This is a genomic window from Microbacterium paraoxydans (genome assembly GCF_900105335.1).
GTDB classification, from domain to species: Bacteria; Actinomycetota; Actinomycetes; order Actinomycetales; family Microbacteriaceae; genus Microbacterium; species Microbacterium paraoxydans.
Genome location: NZ_LT629770.1, coordinates 318,459 through 340,369, shown reverse-complemented (window position 1 = coordinate 340,369; position 21,911 = coordinate 318,459). Strand labels below are relative to the sequence as shown.

At 71.2% G+C, this 21,911-nt stretch carries 19 protein-coding genes; all 19 read left to right on the top strand.

Features of this window, described 5'->3' with window-relative positions:
- The first annotated feature begins 27 nt into the window (after window positions 1–27).
- The gene (locus BLU02_RS01845) at window positions 28–2,982 is read left to right on the top strand and encodes a DEAD/DEAH box helicase (protein WP_082750048.1); all 2,955 of its coding nucleotides are present in this window, start codon (window positions 28–30) and stop codon (window positions 2,980–2,982) included.
- Window positions 2,983–3,062: 80 nt separating this feature from the next.
- Entirely contained in the window at window positions 3,063–4,640 is a 1,578-nt protein-coding gene (locus BLU02_RS01840) for a Rieske 2Fe-2S domain-containing protein (protein WP_060922158.1), read from the top strand.
- 44 nt (window positions 4,641–4,684) lie between these two features.
- On the top strand, window positions 4,685–4,942 hold the full coding sequence (locus BLU02_RS17535; protein ID WP_060922159.1) for a hypothetical protein: 258 nt from the start codon (window positions 4,685–4,687) through the stop codon (window positions 4,940–4,942).
- Entirely contained in the window at window positions 4,939–5,319 is a 381-nt protein-coding gene (locus tag BLU02_RS01835; protein ID WP_060922160.1) for a type II toxin-antitoxin system VapC family toxin, read from the top strand. The genes BLU02_RS17535 and BLU02_RS01835 overlap by 4 nt, the downstream gene beginning before the upstream one ends.
- A gap of 69 nt (window positions 5,320–5,388) precedes the next feature.
- Entirely contained in the window at window positions 5,389–5,919 is a 531-nt protein-coding gene (pyrR, locus tag BLU02_RS01830; RefSeq protein ID WP_025103498.1) for a bifunctional pyr operon transcriptional regulator/uracil phosphoribosyltransferase PyrR, read from the top strand.
- Entirely contained in the window at window positions 5,916–6,881 is a 966-nt protein-coding gene (locus tag BLU02_RS01825; protein WP_060922161.1) for an aspartate carbamoyltransferase catalytic subunit, read from the top strand. The genes pyrR and BLU02_RS01825 overlap by 4 nt, the downstream gene beginning before the upstream one ends.
- Window positions 6,878–8,182 carry a dihydroorotase gene (locus BLU02_RS01820; protein WP_060922162.1) on the top strand — a complete coding sequence of 435 codons (1,305 nt, stop codon included), beginning with the start codon at window positions 6,878–6,880 and terminating at the stop codon, window positions 8,180–8,182. Before BLU02_RS01825 ends, BLU02_RS01820 begins: the two co-directional genes overlap by 4 nt.
- Window positions 8,179–8,691, top strand: coding sequence for a PH-like domain-containing protein (locus BLU02_RS01815; RefSeq protein ID WP_060922163.1), 513 nt, complete (start codon window positions 8,179–8,181; stop codon window positions 8,689–8,691). The genes BLU02_RS01820 and BLU02_RS01815 overlap by 4 nt, the downstream gene beginning before the upstream one ends.
- A complete protein-coding gene (carA, locus tag BLU02_RS01810; RefSeq protein ID WP_060922164.1) occupies window positions 8,688–9,890 on the top strand; it encodes a glutamine-hydrolyzing carbamoyl-phosphate synthase small subunit in 1,203 nt (400 codons plus the stop codon). The genes BLU02_RS01815 and carA overlap by 4 nt, the downstream gene beginning before the upstream one ends.
- A complete protein-coding gene (gene carB, locus BLU02_RS01805) occupies window positions 9,890–13,177 on the top strand; it encodes a carbamoyl-phosphate synthase large subunit (RefSeq protein WP_060922165.1) in 3,288 nt (1,095 codons plus the stop codon). Before carA ends, carB begins: the two co-directional genes overlap by 1 nt.
- The gene (gene pyrF / locus BLU02_RS01800; RefSeq protein ID WP_060922166.1) at window positions 13,174–14,019 is read left to right on the top strand and encodes an orotidine-5'-phosphate decarboxylase; all 846 of its coding nucleotides are present in this window, start codon (window positions 13,174–13,176) and stop codon (window positions 14,017–14,019) included. Before carB ends, pyrF begins: the two co-directional genes overlap by 4 nt.
- Entirely contained in the window at window positions 14,012–14,923 is a 912-nt protein-coding gene (gene gmk / locus BLU02_RS01795; RefSeq protein WP_060922167.1) for a guanylate kinase, read from the top strand. The genes pyrF and gmk overlap by 8 nt, the downstream gene beginning before the upstream one ends.
- A gap of 109 nt (window positions 14,924–15,032) precedes the next feature.
- The gene (rpoZ, locus tag BLU02_RS01790; protein WP_025103490.1) at window positions 15,033–15,287 is read left to right on the top strand and encodes a DNA-directed RNA polymerase subunit omega; all 255 of its coding nucleotides are present in this window, start codon (window positions 15,033–15,035) and stop codon (window positions 15,285–15,287) included.
- A gap of 88 nt (window positions 15,288–15,375) precedes the next feature.
- On the top strand, window positions 15,376–16,569 hold the full coding sequence (metK, locus tag BLU02_RS01785) for a methionine adenosyltransferase (protein WP_060922168.1): 1,194 nt from the start codon (window positions 15,376–15,378) through the stop codon (window positions 16,567–16,569).
- A 16-nt stretch (window positions 16,570–16,585) separates the two neighbouring features.
- On the top strand, window positions 16,586–18,544 hold the full coding sequence (locus BLU02_RS01780) for a primosomal protein N' family DNA-binding protein (RefSeq protein ID WP_083371069.1): 1,959 nt from the start codon (window positions 16,586–16,588) through the stop codon (window positions 18,542–18,544).
- Between the two features lie 18 nt (window positions 18,545–18,562).
- Entirely contained in the window at window positions 18,563–19,483 is a 921-nt protein-coding gene (fmt, locus tag BLU02_RS01775) for a methionyl-tRNA formyltransferase (protein WP_060923198.1), read from the top strand.
- Window positions 19,480–20,949, top strand: a complete 1,470-nt coding sequence (locus tag BLU02_RS01770; RefSeq protein WP_082750148.1) for an RsmB/NOP family class I SAM-dependent RNA methyltransferase — start codon at window positions 19,480–19,482, stop codon at window positions 20,947–20,949. The genes fmt and BLU02_RS01770 overlap by 4 nt, the downstream gene beginning before the upstream one ends.
- 4 nt (window positions 20,950–20,953) lie before the next feature.
- A complete protein-coding gene (gene rpe / locus BLU02_RS01765) occupies window positions 20,954–21,634 on the top strand; it encodes a ribulose-phosphate 3-epimerase (protein WP_060923197.1) in 681 nt (226 codons plus the stop codon).
- A complete protein-coding gene (locus tag BLU02_RS01760; protein WP_025103484.1) occupies window positions 21,631–21,894 on the top strand; it encodes a phosphoribosyl-ATP diphosphatase in 264 nt (87 codons plus the stop codon). Before rpe ends, BLU02_RS01760 begins: the two co-directional genes overlap by 4 nt.
- The last annotated feature ends 17 nt before the right edge of the window (window positions 21,895–21,911 follow it).

The window sequence follows — 21,911 nt, the reverse complement described above, 5'->3', positions numbered from 1 at the left end:
GTCGGCGGTGGCGGGCAGGATCGTCTCATGATCCGCCCGCCCGCCTCCGCCACCCCGGGAGACGGCGCGCGGGATTGGCGTGCCCTGTTCGACGTCGGCACTGCTCCGGCGGCGGCGACTCCGCTCGCCCTCGGGTTCGAGGTGCGCGTCCGCGACGCCCGAGGAGCCAATCCGTGGGCATCACGCCCGCAGCGCACCGCGACCCCCCGCGACGTCGCCAAGGGTGTGGGGGAGATCCTCCTCGGCATCCGTCCGCTGGAGCGGAGCGCGGCGACGGGGTCCTGGGTGCTCGGCTCCGCCACCTGGGACGCGGTCCGCCGCGCGCCGGACCAGTACGGTCGGGAACGGTCGCGGTGGTTCGCCGATCTGCTGAGCATCGCGCGCGACACGCTGCTCTCCGGCACGGCGGGGGACTGGCTCGTCGCCGACCTGATCGAGTCGCGGCTCCTCTGGGGGCATCTGCGGTCGGCGACCGACCTCGGCATCCCGCTCGTGGCGGCGCAGCGGTCGACGACGCTCGTCCTCGCCGACACCGCGGAACTGACGGCGACCGTGTCCCGTGACGACGACGGCGGCCTCGTCGTCCGTCCGGTCGTGACCCTGGACGGGCGCGAGACGCCGCCGGGCAGCATCCGCGCCCTCGGGCGCTCCGGCGTGTACGAGGTCGCGCAGAGCGGGTCGCGCCTGCAGGTGACGCTCGCGGAGCTTCCGCTCGTAGGGCCGGCGCAGTCGCTGCTCCGGGCCCGGACGCTCGTCGTCCCCGCGGAGGAGGAGACGGCCTTCCTCCAGGATGCCTATCCGCTCCTCGCGCGTCGCCTCTGCGTCCGCGCGGTCGGCCGCGTCGCGCTACCCGACCTCCCGCCACCTCGTGCCGTGCTGCGGGTGGCGTTCCGTCGCGGCGACACCGTGGAATACGCCATCGAGTGGGACTATCGCGGCTTCGGGCGGGTGCCGTTCACGCCGGGTCCGGAGGCCGTGCGCGATCCGGAGGCCGAAGCCTCTGCGACGCATCGGATCCGGAGCGTCTGGCAGGAGCACGGCGTCGCCTTCGCCCCCGCGGGGGCGTTCCACGACGTGGGGGCCGCGGAGTTCATGACCCGCGTCGTCCCCGCCGTGGAGGCGGAGGGCGTCGAGGTGGAGGTGTCGGGCCGCCGCAAGACGTATCGCGAGCTCGCCGGGGAGCCGGAGATCACGGTCTCGACCGTGGAGAGCACCGACCCGGACTGGTTCGACCTCGGCGTGATCGTCCGCATCGACGGGCGGAACATTCCCTTCGAGCCGCTGTTCACGGCGTTGAGCGCGGGCCGGCGAAAGCTCCTGCTCGTCGACGGCAGCTACTTCTCCCTGAACCACCCGGCGCTCGACCGCCTGCGCGACCTCCTCGACGAGGCCGGGGATCTGGACGAGTGGGAGACGGGCCCGCGGATCAGCCGTCATCAGACGGATCTGTGGGAGGAGTTCGAGGATCTGGCGGACGAGGCCCTTCCCGCGGTGAGCTGGCGGGCCACCGCCGAGGGACTGCGCAGCGCCACCGCGGTACCGGCGGTGCCGATCCCTCCGGGACTCACCGCACAGTTGCGGCCGTACCAGAAGGAGGGGCTGGACTGGCTCGCGTTCCTCTGGTCGCACCGGCTCGGCGGCATCCTCGCCGACGACATGGGTCTCGGGAAGACGGTCCAGCTGCTTGCGCTCATCCTGCACGCCCGTGCGGCGGGGGAGGGACGCCCTTTCCTCGTGGTGGTGCCGACATCCGTGCTGGCGACCTGGCGCACCGAGGCAGCGCGGTTCGCTCCGGGTCTCCGCGTGATCACCCGGGACTCCACCGCCGGTCCTGCTGTGGCCGCCGTGGCTCGCGAGGCCGATGTGGTCCTGACCACCTACGCCGTCGCCCGGCTCGACGAAGAGGGGTTCGCGAGCGTCACCTGGGCCGGGCTGATCCTCGACGAGGCCCAGTTCGTGAAGAATCCGGCGACGAAGCTGCATCGTGCCGTCGCGCGCTTCCCCGCCGACGTCACCATCGCGGTCACGGGCACGCCGCTGGAGAACAGCCTCGAGGAGCTCTGGGCGCTGCTGAAGCTCACGGCACCCGGCCTGTTCGCTTCCGCGCGGAAGTTCCGCGAGCACTACATCCAGCCGATCGAGCAGGGGAAGGTGCCGGAGAACGCGGAGGGCGGACCGTATCGGCAGCGCCGCCTCGCGCAGCTCCGACGACGGATCCGCCCGCTCGTGCTCCGCCGCACCAAGGAACTCGTCGCCCCGGACCTCCCGCCGAAGCAGGAGCAGGTGCTGGAGATCGAGCTGAGCGCCGGGCATCGCGAGCTCTACGAGACGGTGCTGCAGCGGGAGCGGCAGAAGGTGCTCGGCCTGCTGGAGGATCTCGACCGCAACCGCTTCATCGTGTTCCGCTCCCTGACGCTGCTGCGGATCCTGAGTCTCGCTCCGGCGCTGATCGACCCGGCCGACGCGCGCCTCGGCTCCCGCAAGCTCGACGAGCTCCTGGAGCGGATCGTCGAGCTGCAGGCGGAGGGGCACCGCGCGCTCGTGTTCAGCCAGTTCACGTCCTTCCTCGACATGGCGGCCGCGCGTCTGGACGCCGCCGGCATCCCGTACGCGCACCTCGACGGCTCGACGCGTCATCGCGAGCAGGTGGTCGCGGACTTCGCGGAGGGGGAGCAGCCCGTCTTCCTCATCAGCCTGAAGGCCGGCGGGTTCGGGCTCACGCTGACCGAGGCCGACTACGTGTTCCTCCTCGACCCGTGGTGGAACCCCGCCGCCGAGGCCCAGGCCGTCGACCGCACGCACCGCATCGGCCAGCGCAGCCAGGTGTTCGTCTCCCGCATGATCGCCAGCGGAACGATCGAGGAGAAGGTCCTCGCGCTGCAACGCCGCAAGGCCCGCCTGTTCACCGCCGTGCTCGATGATGACGCGCTCTTCGCCCAGGCGCTCACGGCGGACGACATCCGCGGTCTCTTCGACGACTAGACCGTTTTCCCCGGCCCGTCCCGCCGGGTGCTCAGGGAGCCGTCGGTACAATCGAACGGTTCATCTTCGAGAGGAATGCAATGCGGATCACGGGACTCGGCCACGCCGGCATGTTCATCGAGACGGTGGGCGGCAACATCATCTGCGACCCGGTGCTCGGCCCGTCCTTCTTCGGGTCCTGGTTCCCGTTCCCGGACAACCGTGCCCTCGATTGGGAGCGCTACGGCCGCGAAGCCGACTTCCTCTACATCTCGCACCGGCACCGCGACCACTTCGACCCGGCGCTGCTGGAGCGGTACATCCGCAAGGACATCGAGGTGCTCCTGCCGGAGTATCCGATCGACGACCTGGAGCAGGACATCCGGGCGCTCGGCTACACGAACATCACCTACGCGCCCGCCGGCGAGATCATCGAGCGCGGAGCGCTCAAGATGATGATCACCCCGCTGCGCGCTCCGAGCGACGGCCCGATCGGCGACTCGTCGCTCAGCGTCGACGACGGCACCGGCTCGATGCTGAACCAGAACGATTCGCATCCGCTCGACCTCGACAAGCTGCTGCACTTCGGGAAGCCCGACGCCTACTTCACGCAGGTCTCCGGGGCGATCTGGTGGCCCATGGTCTACGACCTCCCGCTGGATGCGAAGCAGAACTTCGCCCGCCTCAAGCGCGAGGCGCAGAACAAGCGCGCGATGTACTACATCGAGAAGGTCGACGCTCCGCACGTCTTCCCGATGGCGGGCCCGCCCATGTTCCTCCGCGACGACCTCTTCGACTTCAACGGGATGGGCCGCAACGGCGAGTCCATCTTCACGGACCAGAAGCAGTTCATCGCGCACATGAAGGAGCTGGCCCCGAAGTACGACGGGCAGCTCTTCGTCCCCGGCACGCTCGTCACGATCGACGGTGGTGCGGTGACCACCGAGCAGACGCTCTACACCGAGGCCGAGCTCACCCACATCTTCGACGAGAAGTGGGAGTACCTGGAGGAGCAGCGCGCGACCCGCCAGCAGGAGATCCGCGACGAGGAGGCCTCGCGCGCCGAGATCATCCCGCCCGACGAGATGCTGGCCGCGATCAAGGAGTGGTGGGAGCCGCTGCTGAAGAAGTCGCGCACCATCCGCCTCGGGGTCGGCGGGCACGTCCGCTTCCGCATCGGGGAGCTGGACATGGTGGTCGACTTCCCGCGCGCCAAGGTCCGCGAGTACGCGGGGGAGGAGTGCGTGTACTGGTACACGATCCCGGCCGACCTCGTCTCGACGAACATCCGCGACCACGAGATCGACTGGTCGAACTCGATCTTCCTGTCGATGCAGTTCTCGGTCGGCCGCAGCGGCAAGTTCAACGAGTTCCTCACTACGTTCCTCAAGTGCCTCTCGGTCGACCGGATCGAGTACGTCGAGAACTGGTACCAGGAGCAGACCGACCAGACCGAGGACGCGGAGATCGGCGACTGGGTCGTCCAGCGCCGCTGCCCCCACCTGCGCGCCGACCTCACCAAGACGGGGAAGGTCGACGAGGACGGCATCCTCACGTGCAGCATGCACGACTGGAAGTGGGACCTGAAGACCGGACGCTGCCTCTCCACGAGCGGCCACCCGATCCGTTCCTCGAAGATCGACGACGTGACGGATCCGGTGCTCCGCGAGGCGAGCTGATCTGCGCCTGTACCACCGAGTGCAGCCGGTGGTACAGTGAGGCGATGCCGACCGCTCTGACCCGCATCCAGGTGACGCAGACCGCCGCGCTGCGCGAGGCGCTGGAACTCGCGGAAAGCGAGTGGCCAGGACTGCCGAAGTCGGAGCAGGTGGCGAGGCTCGCGGTGCTGGGGGCGGAGCGGCTCGCAGAGCGAGGATCCCACCGGCGCGCGACCCGGCGGGCGGCGCTCGAGGCGACGCGGGGATCGATCGCCTATCCACCGGGGTATCTCGACGCTCTCCGGAAGGACTGGCCGGAGTGATCGTCGTGGACGCCGGTGTCCTCATCGCGCACCTTTCCACCGACGATGTCCACCAGGAGGCGGCGTTCGACATCCTCGATACCGAGGAAGACCTTCTGATCCACCCGATCACCCTCGCGGAGACGCTCGTGCATCCGGCGCGGATGGGCACAGAGCTCGCCGATCTCGCCAAGATCGACTCCCTCGGGCTGCTGCGTCGGGAGGAGACGGTCGACGAACCGGTCCACATCGCGCGGCTCCGCGCCGCGACCTCCCTGAAGCTCCCGGACTGCGCGGTACTCGTCACTGCGGAGGCGTTCGGCGCGACGCTGGCGACCTTCGACCGTCGTCTCGCGACGGTCGCCAGAGAGCGCGGTGTCGAGGTCGTAGGCGTCTGATCCCTCCGATAGACTGAGATCACAAGCAACCTTTAACACCGTCCTGTGAGGCGGAGAAGGGAGCGGCTGATGGGTGTGCGCACTGTGTTGCACCAAGCCGACATCTCACGAGCGCTGACCCGGATCGCGCACGAGATCCTCGAGTCCAATCGCGGGGCCGACGACCTCGTCCTGCTGGGCATTCCGACCCGCGGCGTGACGCTGGGCCATCGGCTCGCCGCCCTGATCAGCGAGATCGCGCAGGTCTCCGTCCCCGTCGGGTCCCTCGACGTGACGCTCTTCCGCGACGACCTCGCCAAGCACCCGACGCGATCGCCGCAGCCGACGGAGATCCCCGCGGGCGGCATCGACGGGAAGACGGTCGTCCTCGTCGACGATGTCCTGTTCTCCGGCCGGAGCATCCGCGCCGCGCTCGACGCCCTCCAGTCGATCGGCCGTCCCGCCGTCGTGCGGCTCGCGATCCTCATCGACCGCGGACACCGGGAGCTTCCCATCCGCCCGGACTTCGTGGGCAAGAACATCCCCTCCGCGCGCACCGAGCGCGTCAACGTGCGTCTGTTCGAGAACGACGGCGCCGAGGAGGTGACGATCGGCGAATGAGGCATCTCCTCGACACCCGCACCCTCGACAGAGCGACCGCCCTGCGCATCCTCGATGTCGCGGAGGACATGGCCGACACGCAGTCCCGCGAGGTCAAGAAGCTTCCCACGCTCCGCGGGAAGACCGTCGTGAACCTCTTCTTCGAGGACTCGACGCGCACCCGCATCTCGTTCGAGGCCGCCGCGAAGCGCCTGTCCGCCGACGTCATCAACTTCGCCGCCAAGGGTTCCAGCGTCTCCAAGGGCGAGAGCCTGAAGGACACCGCGCAGACGCTCGAGGCCATCGGTGCCGACGCGGTCGTCGTGCGGCACCCCGGCTCCGGCGCGCCGCAGACCCTGGCGACGAGCGGCTGGATCTCCGCCGGCGTCGTCAACGCGGGCGACGGCACCCACGAGCACCCCACCCAGGCGCTCCTCGACGCCTTCACCATCCGCAAGCGTCGCTTCGGCGTGGACAGTCGCGGACGCGACCTCTCCGGTCTCCGGGTGACGATCGTCGGTGACGTGCTGCATTCGCGGGTGGCGCGCTCCAACGTCTGGCTGCTCACCACGCTCGGCGCCGAGGTCACGCTCGTGTCGCCGCCGACCCTGGTTCCACAGAACGTGTCCCTGTGGCCGGTCCGCGTGGTCTACGACCTGGACGAAGCCCTCGCGGAGGGGCCGGACGCCGTGATGATGCTGCGCATCCAGCTCGAGCGGATGAACGCGGCGTATTTCCCGACTGAGCGGGAGTATTCGCGCCGGTGGGGCCTGGACGCACGGCGCGTGGCGGCTCTGCCGGGCGGTAGCATTGTCCTGCACCCCGGACCCATGAACCGGGGACTGGAGATCTCCTCCGAAGCTGCCGATTCCCCCCGTTCGACGGTGCTGGAACAGGTGTCGAACGGGGTCTCCGTGCGCATGGCGGTGCTGTACCTGCTGCTGGCAGGAGAACGAGACGACGAACGAGGGGGAGACCTGTGAGCGAGACCCTCGTCATCACCGGTGCACAGCTGCTCGGCGCGGACGGCGCCGACATCATGATCGAGGACGGCGTCATCGCCGAGGTCGGGACGGGGCTCACCCGCACCGGCGCGCGGGTGATCGACGCCGCGGGCCTGGTCGCGCTGCCGGGCCTCGTCGACCTGCACACCCACCTGCGCGAGCCGGGGTTCGAGGCCTCTGAGACGATCCTCACCGGCACCAGAGCGGCCGCGGCGGGCGGGTTCACCGCCGTGTTCGCGATGCCGAACACCTCCCCGGTCGCCGACACGGCGGGCGTGGTCGAGCAGGAGCTCGCCCTCGGCGAGGCGGCCGGCTACGCGACCGTGCAGCCGATCGGCGCCGTCACCGTGGGGCAGAAGGGTGAGCGCCTCGCCGAGCTGGGCGCCATGGCCACCTCCCGTGCCCAGGTTCGGGTCTTCAGCGACGACGGCTTCTGCGTGTGGGACCCGCTGATCATGCGCCGGGCTCTGGAGTACGTGAAGTCCTTCGACGGCGTCATCGCCCAGCATGCGCAGGACCCGCGGCTCACCGAGGGCGCCCAGATGAACGAGGGCACCGTCTCGGCCGAGCTCGGACTGGCCGGGTGGCCGGCGGTCGCCGAGGAGTCGATCATCGCCCGCGATGTGCTCCTCGCCGAGCACGTCGGCTCACGGTTGCACGTGTGCCACCTGTCAACGGCCGGCTCCGTCGACATCATCCGCTGGGCCAAGAAGCGCGGTGTCAACGTGACGGCGGAGGTCACGCCGCACCACCTGCTGCTCACGGACGAACTGGTCCGCGGCTACGACGCGCGGTTCAAGGTCAACCCGCCGCTGCGCCGCGAAGAGGACGTTCTCGCGGTCCGGGAGGGCCTGGCCGACGGCACGATCGACATCGTCGCGACCGACCACGCACCGCACCACAGCGAGCACAAGGCGTGCGAGTGGCAGGCCGCCGCGAACGGCATGGTCGGTCTGGAGAGCGCCCTGCGGGTCGTGCACCAGTCGATGGTGCAGACCGGCCTGATCGGCTGGGCCGATGTCGCCCGCGTCATGAGCGCGACGCCCGCCCGCATCGGACGGCTCTCCGGCCACGGCACGCCGCTCACTGCCGGGCAGCCCGCGCACATCACGCTGTACGACCCCGCGGTCGACGGCGTGTTCACCGCCGCGGACCTGCACGGGCGCAGCGTGAACTCGCCCTACCTGGGCCGCGCACTGCCCGGGCGCGTGGAGTACACGGTGCACGGCGGCGTCCTCACGGTCGACGGCGGCGCCGTCGTCGAGGAGCTCGGCGCATGAGCGCACGGGACCTCGCGGTCGCGATCATCATCGCCGTCGCGCTGCTGATCCTGCTCTCCATGCTGTTCGCCTGGCGACGACGAGTGCGGCGCGATGCCGCGTACACGGCCCCGCTCGGGGTGCCGGAGCACGCGGAGGTGACGCGCCGTGACGAGGTGCTCTACGTGTCCACCACCCGGCACGAGCAGCCCCTCGAACGGCTCGCGATCACCCCGCTGGCGTTCCGCGCACGCGGCGAGCTGGCTGTGACCGATCGCGGCATCGCGCTGGCCCTGGACGGTGCCCCCACCGTCTTCCTCGCCGCCGACCGCCTCGTCTCCGTCGATCGCGCGACCGTCACGATCGATCGCGTCGTCGAGCCCGGCGGGCTCGCGCGCATCTCGTGGCGCGTCGACGACACGACCGTCGTCGACAGCTATGTGCGCCTCACCGGCGGCGACCTCCCGACCCTCATCTCCGACCTGCAGCGGCTCATCCCCGCCGCCCCTGACACAGGAGCCTCGTCATGACCCTCTCGACTTCCTCCCCGCAGGCCTCTGCGGCCCGCCTTCCCGACCCCGCCGTCCTCGTCCTGGAGGACGGCACCCGACACCGCGGACGCGCGTACGGCGCGCGCGGGCGCACCCTCGGCGAGGTCGTGTTCGCCACCGGCATGTCGGGATACCAGGAGACCATCACCGACCCGTCCTACGCCGGGCAGATCGTCCTGCAGACCGCCCCGCACATCGGCAACACCGGCATGAATGACGAGGACACCGAGTCCCGCCGCATCTGGGTCGCCGGCTACATCGTGCGCGACCCCTCGCGCGTCGTCTCGAACTGGCGGGCGAACGCCTCTCTCGACGACGTCCTCGTCGAGGACGGCATCGTCGGCATCAGCGGCATCGACACGCGCGCGGTCACCCGCCACATCCGCTCGGCCGGCTCCATGCGGGGCGGCATCTTCTCGGGTGCGGAGGCGGAGCTCGACCCGGAGGAGCAGCTGCGCATCGTCCGCGAGGCCCCGGAGATGACCGGCCTCAACCTCTCCGCGCAGGTGTCCGTCCAGAGCGCGACCGTCACCCCGGCGGTGGGGGGGCGCATCGGCAACCTCGCCGTGCTCGACCTCGGCGTGAAGCAGGCGACGATCGACAACCTCGCGGCCCGCGGCTTCGACGTGCACGTCCTCCCGCAGGACGTGGGCATCGACGAGATCCGGGCGATCGAGCCGGTCGCCGTCTTCTACTCGAACGGTCCCGGCGACCCCGCGGCGTCGGGCGACCACGTCGAACTGCTGCGCGCGGTCCTCGACGACGGGCTGCCCTTCTTCGGGATCTGCTTCGGCAACCAGCTCCTCGGCCGGGCCCTGGGTCTCGGCACGTACAAGCTGCCGTTCGGCCACCGCGGCATCAACCAGCCCGTGCTGGACAAGCAGACGGGCAAGGTCGAGATCACCGCGCACAACCACGGCTTCGCCGTCGAGGCGCCCCTGGAGGGCTCCTTCGACAGCCCGCACGGCTACGGCAAGGTCGAGGTCAGCCACGTCGGCCTCAACGACAACGTCGTGGAGGGCCTGCGCGCCCTCGACATCCCCGCCTTCTCGGTGCAGTACCACCCCGAGGCGGCGGCCGGACCGCACGACGCCAACTACCTCTTCGACCGCTTCCGCGACATGGTCATCGCGACCCTTCGACCCGCTCAGGGACCCACCCAGGGAGATGCAAAGTAATGCCCAAGCGCGACGACATCCGCTCCGTCCTCGTCATCGGCTCCGGCCCGATCGTCATCGGCCAGGCCTGCGAGTTCGACTACTCCGGCACCCAGGCGTGCCGCGTCCTCCGTGAGGAGGGCGTCCGGGTCATCCTCGTCAACTCCAACCCTGCGACGATCATGACCGACCCCGACTTCGCCGACGCGACCTACATCGAGCCGATCACCCCCGCGGTGATCGAGACGATCATCGCCAAGGAGAAGCCCGACGCGATCCTGCCGACGCTCGGCGGTCAGACGGCCCTCAACGCCGCGATGGCGCTGCACGAGCAGGGGATCCTCGAGAAGTACGACGTCGAACTCATCGGCGCGAAGGTGGACGCCATCAAGAAGGGCGAGGACCGTCAGGTCTTCAAGGAGCTCGTCCTCGAGGCGGGCGCGGACGTCGCCAAGAGCGTCATCGCCCACACCATGGACGACCTCCTCGCCGGGGCCGAGCAGCTCGGCTACCCGCTGGTGGTGCGCCCGTCCTTCACGATGGGCGGCCTGGGCTCCGGGTTCGCCTACGACGAGGAGGACCTGCGCCGTATCGGCGGCGCCGGCCTGCGCGACTCCCCGACGACCGAGGTGCTCCTGGAGGAGTCGATCCTCGGCTGGAAGGAGTACGAGCTCGAGCTCATGCGCGACACCGCCGACAACACGGTGGTCGTCTGCTCCATCGAGAACGTCGACCCGGTCGGCGTGCACACCGGCGACTCGATCACGGTGGCGCCGGCGCTGACCCTGACGGACCGGGAGTACCAGAAGCTCCGCGACATCGGCATCGACATCATCCGCGCCGTGGGCGTGGACACCGGTGGCTGCAACATCCAGTTCGCGGTCAACCCCGAGAACGGGCGCATCATCGTCATCGAGATGAACCCGCGCGTCTCCCGGTCGAGCGCCCTGGCCTCGAAGGCCACCGGCTTCCCGATCGCCAAGCTCGCGGCCAAGCTCGCCCTCGGCTACCGCCTCGACGAGATCCCGAACGACATCACCGGCGTGACCCCGGCGAGCTTCGAGCCGACGCTCGACTACGTCGTCGTCAAGGTCCCGCGCTTCGCGTTCGAGAAGTTCCCGGCCGCCGACGCGACCCTCACCACGACCATGAAGTCCGTCGGCGAGGCGATGGCCATCGGCCGCAACTACGCCACCGCACTGCAGAAGGCGCTGCGGTCGCTCGAGAAGCGGGGCTCCAGCTTCCACTGGGGCGAGGAGCCGCGCACCGTCGAAGAACTGCTCGAGATCGCGAAGACCCCGACCGACGGCCGGATCGTCACCCTGCAGCAGGCGCTGCGCAAGGGCGCGACCGTCGAGCAGGCGTTCGAGGCCACGGCCATCGACCCCTGGTTCCTCGACCAGATCGTCCTCATCAACGAGGTCGCCGATGTCGTCCGCACCGCTGGCGAGCTGGATGACGCGACGCTGCGCTACGCCAAGGAGCACGGCTTCTCCGACGCGCAGCTCGCGCAGCTCCGCGGCGAGAGCGAGGCCGAGATCCGCGGCGTGCGCCACGGCCTCGGCATCCGCCCCGTGTACAAGACGGTCGACACCTGCGCAGGGGAGTTCCCCGCGCTGACGCCGTACCACTACTCGAGCTATGACGCCGAGACCGAGGTCGCGCCGTCCGAGCGCACCAAGGTCGTCATCATCGGTTCCGGCCCGAACCGCATCGGTCAGGGCGTCGAGTTCGACTACTCCTGCGTGCACGCCTCGTTCGCGCTGTCCGACGCGGGCTTCGAGACCGTGATGATCAACTGCAACCCGGAGACCGTGTCGACCGACTACGACACGTCCGACCGGCTGTACTTCGAGCCGCTGACGCTCGAGGACGTGCTCGAGGTGCTGGACGCGGAGGCCGCGAGCGGCACCATCCTCGGCGTCGTCTGCCAGCTCGGCGGGCAGACCCCGCTCGGGCTCGCGAAGGGCATCGAGGCGGCCGGCTACACGGTCCTGGGCACAAGCCCGGAGGCCATCGACCTGGCCGAGGAGCGCGAGCTGTTCTCGCGCCTGCTCGACGAGGCCGGGCTCCTCGCGCCGCGTAACGGCACGGCGATCGACGTGGAGGGCGCGGTGCGCATCGCCGAGGAGATCGGCTACCCCGTGCTCGTGCGCCCGAGCTTCGTGCTCGGCGGTCGCGGCATGGAGATCGTCTACGGCACCGACGCGCTGCGTGACTACTTCGTGCGGACCGCCGGCGAGGTCGTGATCGAGGAGGGCAAGCCGCTCCTGGTCGACCGCTTCCTCGACGACGCGATCGAGCTCGATGTGGACGCCCTGTACGACGGCACCGACCTCTTCATCGGCGGCGTCATGGAGCATCTGGAGGAGGCCGGCATCCACTCCGGCGACTCGAGCTGCACGCTGCCGCCGGTCTCGCTCGGCCGCAGCGACGTGGACCGCGTCCGCGAGGCCACCCTCGCCATCGCACAGGGCGTGGGCGTGCGCGGTCTGCTGAACGTGCAGTTCGCGATCAGCGCCGGCGTGCTCTACGTCATCGAGGCCAACCCCCGGGCGAGCCGCACGGTGCCCTTCGTCTCCAAGGCGCTGGGCATCCCGATGGCGAAGGCCGCCAGCCGCATCATGGCCGGCTCCACGATCGCCGAGCTCCGCGCCGAGGGGATGCTGCCCGCGCAGGACGGCTCGCGCGTCCCCCTGGACGCCCCGGTCTCGGTCAAGGAGGCCGTGCTGCCCTTCAAGCGGTTCCGCACCGCCGACGGCAAGACGGTCGACTCGGTCCTCGGCCCGGAGATGCGTTCGACCGGCGAGGTCATGGGCATCGACCGCGACTTCCCGACCGCGTTCGCGAAGTCGCAGGCCGCGGCCTACGGCGGCATGCCGACCTCGGGCACCGTGTTCATCTCGGTCGCCGACTCCGACAAGCGCGCGGTGATCCTCCCGGCGCACCGCCTCCAGCAGCTCGGCTTCACGATCGTGGCGACCGAGGGCACGGCGGAGATCCTGTCCCGCAACGGCATCGCCGTCACGGTGGTCGAGAAGTACAGCGAGACCCAGGAGAGCGGCGCCCGGAACATCGTCGACCTCATCAACGACGGGGAGATCGACATCGTCGTGAACACCCCGTCCGGTGGCGCCGCTCGCGCGGACGGCTACGAGATCCGCGCCGCCGCCGTCGCCGCGGACAAGGCGCTCTTCACGACCATCGCCGTGCTCGGCGCGGCGGTGAGCGGGATGGACGCCGCGCACGAGGGCTTCCAGGTCAAGAGCCTGCAGGAGTATGCCCAGGACCGGATGGCCGCGGTATGACGGAACGCTTCGGCGGGCGAGCCCGCGCCGCTCTGGAGGCGCACGGTCCGCTCTGTGTCGGCATCGACCCCCACGCCGCTCTGCTGGCGGCGTGGGGGCTGACCGCCGACGCCGCCGGAGTCCGGGAGTTCGGGCTCCGTACCGTCGAGGCGGCCGCCGGTCGCGTCGGTGTCGTGAAGCCGCAGGTGTCGTTCTTCGAGCGGTACGGCGCCGCCGGGTTCGCCGCGCTGGAGGACGTGCTCGCCGCCGCGCGGGCGGCCGGACTGCTCGTGATCGCCGATGCCAAGCGCGGGGACATCGGATCGACGATGGCCGATTACGCGCAGGCCTGGCTGCCCGCCGGTGCGCCGCTGGAGGCGGACGCCCTGACGGTGAACCCGTACCTCGGTGTCGGTGCGCTGGAGGGCGCGTTCGCCCTGGCCGAGGAGCACGGCAAGGGGCTCTTCGTCCTCGCGGCGACCAGCAACCCCGAGGCGACCGTGCTGCAGCGCGCGACGACCGCGGACGGCGAGACCGTGTCCGCGGCCGTGGTCGCCGAGGTGTCACGCCGGAACGCCGCCGCGACGCCCGAGGGGGAGTGGGGGAGCTTCGGCTTCGTCATCGGCGCCACCGTGGACGCGGCGGAGGCCGGCCTCGCGCCGTTCGCTCCCGTCGCCCCGATCCTCGCCCCCGGCTTCGGCGCGCAGGGCGCCACTCCCGCGGATCTCGCCCGCCGCTTCGGCCCCCAGGCCGCCTCGGTGATCGCGAGCGAGAGCCGCAGCCTCCTCTCCGCGGGCCCGGCGGCCCTCGCCGAGACGATCGCCGACCGTGCCGCCCAGTATCGAGAGGTCAGCCGTGGCTGAGGAACGCCGCACCGTCCCCGAGGTCGACAGGGCCGCCGCCGCCCGCCGTGCGGTCGAGAGACGGCGCGCCAGGGCCTCGCTCAAGCGGGATCTGACGATGCGCGTCGTCACTCCGCAGGCCGTGCTGCATCGCGCGACCGACGACCCGGACTCGGTCGAGGGCTCCATGCGCATCACCGACTTCCTCCTGGCCCTCCCGGCGATCGGCGCGGGGAAGCGCGACCGCGTGCTGGAGCAGCTCCACATCTCGCCGGTCAAGCGGCTCGGCGGGCTGGGCGCCCGGCAGCGCCGGGTGCTGGAGGAGTGGCTGGACGACCGGTTCCCCGTACCCGCCCCCCGCGGGGCGCGCAGCCGACTGCTCGTCCTCGCCGGCCCCACGGCGGTGGGCAAGGGGACCGTCGCCGCGCACATCCGCGAGAACAACCCCGAAATCCATCTGTCCGTCTCGGCGACCACCCGACCGCCACGCCCGGGCGAGATCGACGGCGTGCACTACTACTTCGTGGACGACGCCGAGTTCGACCGCCTGATCGCCGACGGCGAGCTGCTGGAATACGCGGTCGTGCACAACCGCTCGCGCTACGGCACCCCGCGCGCTCCCATCGACGCCGCCCTGGCCGAGGGGAAGACCGTGCTCCTGGAGATCGACCTGCAGGGCGCGCGCCAGGTGCGCGAGGCCGAGCCCTCGGCGACCCTCATCTTCCTCCTGCCGCCGAGCTGGGACGAGCTGGTGCACCGACTGGTCGGCCGTGGCACCGAGGACGCCGAGGAGCGAGCACGCCGGCTGCGGACCGCGAAGGTCGAGCTGGCGGCGCAGAACGAGTTCGACCACCTCATCGTGAACGAGGACGTCGCCACCGCCGCTCGCGAGGTCGTAGACTTGTCTACAAGCTCTGCGCGCTGACCTGATTCCAGGGTCGAGCACCACGCCGGTCCCTGAGCTCGTCGAAGGGTCGCGCGCCCGCAGCACCGTCTTCGCGGCGAATCCCGTCGCCTGATCAGGAGGTCCACCCATGGCCGGACGCAACAACGGCATCATCGATCCCCCCATCGACAACCTGCTGGAGCGCGTCGACTCCAAGTACGAGCTCGTGATCTACGCGGCCAAGCGCGCCCGTCAGATCAACGACTACTACTCCGACCTGCACGAGGGGAACCTCTTCGACAACGTGGGCCCGCTCGTCGACTCGTCGGTCGAGGACAAGCCGCTCACCATCGCCCTGCACGAGATCAACGAGGACAAGCTCCGCCTGCGTCACGCGGAGTAACTCGACGACCGCGCCGCCGCAACGTCGGTGGCGCGGTCCAGAATGGGTGCCACACCCTCCCACCGTCCGTCCCCGTTCTGGAGCATCGATGAGCGCGCTGCGTCTGTTCACGTCCGAGTCCGTCACCGAAGGGCATCCGGACAAGATCTGCGACCAGATCTCGGACAGCATCCTCGACGGACTGCTCGCCAAGGACCCGGCCTCCCGGGTCGCGGTCGAGACGCTCGTCACGACCGGGCTCGTGCATGTGGCCGGCGAGATCCGCACCGACGCCTACGTCGACATCCCGACGATCGTCCGCCAGGTCGTGAACGGCATCGGCTACACGTCGTCCGACACCGGCTTCGACGGCGACTCGTGCGGCGTCAGCGTCTCGGTGGGGGAGCAGTCCACGGACATCGCCCACGGGGTCGACAACGCCCAGGAGCACCGCGACGGCTCGTCGGTCGATCCGCTCGACGGCCTCGGCGCCGGGGACCAGGGCATCATGTTCGGGTTCGCCACGACCGAGACACCGCAGCTCATGCCGATGGCCGCGTGGACCGCGCACCGCATCGCCGAGAGGCTGACGGAGGTGCGCCGCAGCGGGCTGCTGCCCTTCCTGCGGCCGGACGGGAAGACGCAGGTCACCCTCGGCTACGACCGCTTCACCCCGAAGACCGTCGACGCCGTCGTGCTCTCCACGCAGCACAACCCGGACATCGCCCAGGACGACCTGAAAGCGCAGATCCGCGAGCACGTCATCGATCCGGTCCTCGCCACGACCGGCCTCGACCTCGACGACGTCACCTACTACATCAACCCCGCGGGCCCCTTCGTCACGGGCGGCCCCAAGGGAGACGCCGGGCTCACCGGTCGCAAGATCATCATCGACACCTACGGCGGCGCCGCACGGCACGGCGGTGGTGCCTTCAGCGGCAAGGACCCGTCGAAGGTCGACCGCTCCGGCGCCTACGCGACGCGTTGGGTCGCCAAGAACGCGGTCGCCGCGGGACTCGCCGACCGCCTCGAGGTGCAGGTCGCCTACGCGATCGGCGTCGCCCGACCCGTCGGCCTGTACGTGGAGACCTTCGGCACCGGACGGGTGTCCGACGAGGTCATCACCCGCGCCATCGACGAGGTGTTCGACCTCCGACCGCAGGCCATCATCGAGCAGCTCGACCTGCTGCGGCCGATCTATGCGCAGACGGCCGCGTACGGGCATTTCGGCCGGGAGCTGCCGGACTTCACCTGGGAGCGGACGGACCGGGCCGAGGAGCTGCGGCGCGCTGCCGGGCTCTGACGGGTCCGCGGTGCTGATCTCTCCGGAGAGCAGGCGCATCGCGCGGGTGCTTCTGGAATCGCCGCTGCCGCAGCTCGACCGCCTGTTCGACTACGCCCTTCCGCCCGAACTCGGCGAGGTCGAGCCCGGGGTCCGGGTGCGCGTGCCCCTGCGGACCGCCGGGCGCGTGGTCGACGGGTTCGTGGTGGAGCTGGACGTGGAGGACGACGCCGATCGTCCGCTCTCCGAGGTCGAGAGCATCGTGTCGGCCGTCCCCGTGCTGCCGGATCGTCTGTACCGACTGGCGCGGCGCGTCGCCGATCGCGCGGCAGGGTCGGCATCCGACGTGCTGCGGCTGGTGATCCCGAAGCGGCAGGTGCGGGTCGAGAAGGCCTGGACCGCCGACGCTCCGACGCCGCTCCTCGAACCCGAGGCCCGCGACGCGGCCGCGTCCGTGGTCGGACTGTACGACGGACTGCAGGCGGTGCTCGACGAGAACGGACGCGCGGCCGTCGAGGCCATCCCGCAGCTCAGCGACGACACACCGGGCTGGGCGCGGATGCTCGCTGCCTCCGCCGCGACGACGCTCGCGGCGGGGAAGTCGACCATCCTCGTCGTGCCCGACCACCGTGACCTCGATCGGCTGCTCGCCGCCCTCGACACGTTCGTCCCGGCGGAGGCGATCGCGCGGTACGACTCCCGACAGTCGAACCCGGATCGCTACCGCTCCTTCCTGCGCACGCTCGAGGACGCGCCCTGCATCGTCGTCGGCAACAGGTCCGCCGTGTACGCCCCTGTCGTCGCCAGCCTCGTGGCGCTGTGGGACGACGGCGACAGTCTTCTGGGCGAGCCGCTCGCACCCTACGTCCACGCCCGGGATGCGGCGCTGCTGCGGCAGGAGGCGGAGGGCTCGGCCCTGCTCTTCGCCGGTCACACGCGGACGACCGAGATCGAGCGGCTCGTCGTGCACGGCTGGCTGCGGGATGTCCGCGCGACCCGTCGCGTGCTCCCGCGTGTGGTGCTGAGCACACCGCAGGAGATGGAGCAGCCGACGCCCCAGCGCATGCCGTCGTCGGCCTTCCTCGCCGCCCGGAGTGCGGCCGCGGAAGGGCCGGTGCTCATCCAGGTCTCGCGGCCCGGCTTCGCGCCGTCCCTCGTCTGCGCCGACTGCCGGGCTCCCGCCCGATGCCCTCATTGCGGCGGTCCTCTCGGCGCCCGCCATCGTGGCGCGGTCCCGGTGTGCGGGTGGTGCGGGCGTGGTGCCAGGGCGTGGACCTGCCCGGCGTGCTCCTCGACCCGTCTCCGGCTCGCCTCATCCGGCAGCGAGCGGACCGCCGACGAGCTCGGACGAGCCTTCCCCGGCGTCCGCGTCATCGTCGCCGACGGCAGCCATCCGGTGGAGCGCGTCGACGCGCGCCCGGCCCTCGTGGTCGCGACGCGCGGCGCCGAGCCCCTCGCGGAGGGCGGCTACCGGGCCGTCGTCCTACTGGACGGCCCGCGGATGCTGCAGGCGCCGGATCTGCGCATCGGCGAAGCGTGTCTGCGGTGGTGGTCGAACGCCGCCGCCCTCGCCGCGCCGGGCGCCCCCGTCCACCTCGTCGGGGTCGACGGCGCCGTCGCCAGAGCCCTCGCCACGTGGAACCACCCCGCCTACGCGCGCACCGAGCTGGAGCAGCGCGCGCCGCTGCACATGCCGCCGACCGCCCGCGTCGCGCTCGTGGAAGGCTCGTCCGCCGCCGTGGCGCGCGCTCTGGAAGCCCTGTCCGAACTCTCCCTGCCCTCCGACGCGGTGCTCGGTCCCGTCCCCGTCGAATCGGATGACGTCCCGCCCCGGGTCCGGGCGCTCGTGCGCTTCGACTACGGCGCGGGGAGCCGCGTCGCGACCACCCTCCGTGCTGCCGTCGTGGCGGAGGCGGTGAGCGGACGCCGAGGCCGGACCAAGGCCGCCCGCAGCACGCTCGCGGTCCGCCTCGATATCCTCGATCCAGAACTCTGACCCTTCCGGAGAACCTTCATGCGCCTCGTCTTCGCCGGCACTCCCGCCGCCGCGGTCCCCACTCTGCGACGCCTCGCCGCCGAGCACGACATCGTCGCCGTGGTGACGCGCCCCGACGCCCCCCTCGGGCGCAAGCGTGTGCTGACCCCGTCGCCGGTCGCTCAGGCTGCGGTTGAACTCGGCCTGCCGGTCATCCACGCTGCCCGGTTGGACGAGGCGGTGACCACCGAGATCTCGGCCCTCCGCCCGGAGCTCGGCGTGATCGTCGCGTACGGCGGACTCGTGCGCGAGCCGCTCCTGTCGGCGCCGGATGCCGGGTGGATCAACCTGCACTTCTCGCTCCTGCCGGCCTGGCGCGGCGCCGCGCCGGTGCAGCGGGCTCTGATCGCGGGAGATGCCGTCCTCGGCGCGAGCGTCTTCCAGCTCGTCGCCGAGCTCGACGCCGGCGACGTGTTCGCGATGCGCGCCGTCGAGCTCCCGGCGACCGCCACGGCGGGGGAGGCGCTGGAAGCTCTGGCTCTCGACGGTGCCGCTCTCACCGCCGATGTGGTCGCCGCGATCGCGGACGGCAGTGCCCGCGCCGTCCCGCAGGAGGGCGAGCCGACGTTCGCCGGCAAGCTGACGCTCGAGGACGGTCTCCTCGACTTCCGCGAGCCGTTCGACGCCGTGTACGCCCGGTTCCGCGGAGTCACGCCGGAGCCGGGAGCGCACACGACGATCGACGGTCAGCGGCTGAAGATCCTCGAGGCGCGACCCGCCGGTGCCGAGGCGGAGGACCTGCGACCGGGTGCCATGGCGGGCACGCGAGCAGAGGTCCTGATCGGGACGGCCACCTTGCCGCTGGCCGTCACCCGGCTGCAGCCCGCGGGCAAGGGCCCCATGAACGCCGCCGACTGGTGGCGGGGACTGCAGGGCACGACCCCGGTGGCCGGCTCGTGAACGCGAACGACGGACGGCGCCCCGGCTCGGGTCGGCAGCACGCAGGCCGGGAGCGGAACGGCCGCGGCCCGAACCGGTCGGTCCAGCCGGCGCGCCGCGTGGCCTACGACGTGATCCGGGCGGTGTCGGATTCCGATGCCTACGCCAACCTGCTCCTCCCGACGGCGATCGCCGAGGCAGGGCTGGACCCGCAGGACGCGGCTCTCGCAACTGAGCTGACCTATGGCACGCTCCGTCGCCGGGGCACCTACGACGCGATCATCGCCGCCGCCGCCGACCGCCCCGCCGACGCGATCGACCCCGCGGTGCTCGACGCCCTCCGGCTCGCGGTGCACCAGCTTGTCGCGACGCGGGTGGCCTCGCACGCGGCCGTGAACGAGTCCGTGAACCTCGTGGCCCTCACAGCGGGGCGTGGCGCATCGAGCTTCGCCAACGCGGTGCTCCGGGGGATCGCCCGTGAGTCGCCGGGCGAGTGGCTGGTGCGAATCGAGGCGGCGGCGCGATCGGACGACGAACGCCTGGCCCTCCGAGCCGCGCATCCCGTGTGGATCATCCGGGCGCTGCGGCGCGCCCTCGCCGCCGAGGGGCGCGTCGAGGAGCTGGAGGCCCTGCTGGAGGCCGACAACGTCTCGCCCGAGGTCACCCTGGTCGCCCTCCCCGGGCTCGCGGAGCCGCAGGAGCCCCGCCGGCCCTACGCCGCCACGGCGTTCGCGTCTCCGGGAGGCGATCCGCGTCTCGCGCTGGCCGCCTCCGACGGTGCGGTCCGGGTGCAGGACGAGGGATCTCAGCTCGTCGCGCTCGCACTGACCGCGGCGACGCCGTTGCGCACGGGGGAGCGGTGGCTCGACCTGTGCGCGGGTCCCGGCGGGAAGACGGCCCTGCTCGCTGCCGTCGCTCGGCAGAACGACGCGGTCCTGGAAGCCAACGAGGTGGTGCCGACCCGCGCCCGGCTCGTGCGCAACGCCCTGCGTGCCGTCCCGGGCGAGGTCACCGTGCACGAGCGCGACGGCCGGGAGCTGGCGGCTGAGCGGCCCGAGGCGTTCGACCGGATCCTCGTGGACGCGCCCTGCACCGGCCTCGGCGCCCTCCGGCGGCGTCCGGAGGCCCGATGGCGGAAGTCCCCGGCGGACGTCGCCGAGCTCGTGCCGCTGCAGGTGGGCCTGCTCACGGCGGCTGTGGACGCTCTCGCACCCGGAGGCGTCGTCGCATACGTCACCTGTTCGCCCCATCTCGCGGAGACCACGGCTGTGGTCGAGGAGGTGCGGCGCCTCCGGCCGGAGCTCGTCGAGCTCGATGCCCGCGCGGTGCTGCACGGCGTGGCGCAGTCGCCGATCGATCTCGCCGATGACGGGCGGGCGCAGACGGGCAGCGCTCAGCTCTGGCCGCATCGGCACGGCACCGACGCGATGTTCCTCGCACTCCTGCAGCGCCCGCTGGAGGCGACAGACGCCCCGAAGGAAGGTTGAGACCATGGATCTGCCCCGCGCCCCGCGCATCAACCCCAGCATCCTCGCCGCCGACTTCGTCAACATGCAGGCGGAGCTCGCCCGCATCGCGACGGCCGACTTCGCGCACGTCGACGTCATGGACAACCACTTCGTCCCGAACCTCACGTTCGGCCCGCAGATGGTCCAGCGCATCCAGGAGACGAGCCCGGTCCCGCTGGATGTGCACCTCATGATCACGGATCCGGATCGCTGGGCCCCGGGCTACGCCGAGCTCGGCGCCGCGAGCGTGACCTTCCACCTGGAGGCGGCGGGGGAGCCGGTGGCCCTCGCGCGTCGCCTGCGCGACATCGGCGCCCGTGCGGGGGTCGCGGTCAAGCCGGCGACGCCCGTCGAGGGACTCTTCGAGCTCCTGGACGAGTTCGATCAGATCCTCGTGATGACCGTGGAGCCCGGGTTCGGGGGGCAGGGCTTCCTGCCCGAGACCATGCCGAAGCTGCAGGCGCTGTCCGCCGAGGCGCGGCGCCGCGGCTCGTCCGTCTGGCTCCAGGTCGACGGCGGCATCTCCGACGCGACGATCACCCAGGCGGCCGAAGCGGGAGCCGACACCTTCGTCGCCGGATCCGCGGTCTACGGTGCGGACGACGTGGAGGCGGCCGTCACCCGGCTCAGGGACCTCGCGCGAGCCGGTAGCCTGGAGGGGTGAAGACTTTCGACGAGCTGTTCGCCGAGCTCAGCGTCAAGGCCGAGACCCGACCCGAGGGATCGGGCACCGTGGCGGAGCTCGACGGCGGTGTGCATGCGATCGGCAAGAAGATCGTCGAAGAGGCCGCCGAGGTCTGGATGGCGGCGGAGTACGAGTCGGATGCCGCTGCCGCCGAGGAGATCTCCCAGCTCCTCTACCACCTGCAGGTGATGATGCTCGCGAAGGGCCTCACCCTGCAGGACGTCTACCGACATCTGTGATGCGCTCCGGTCCCACT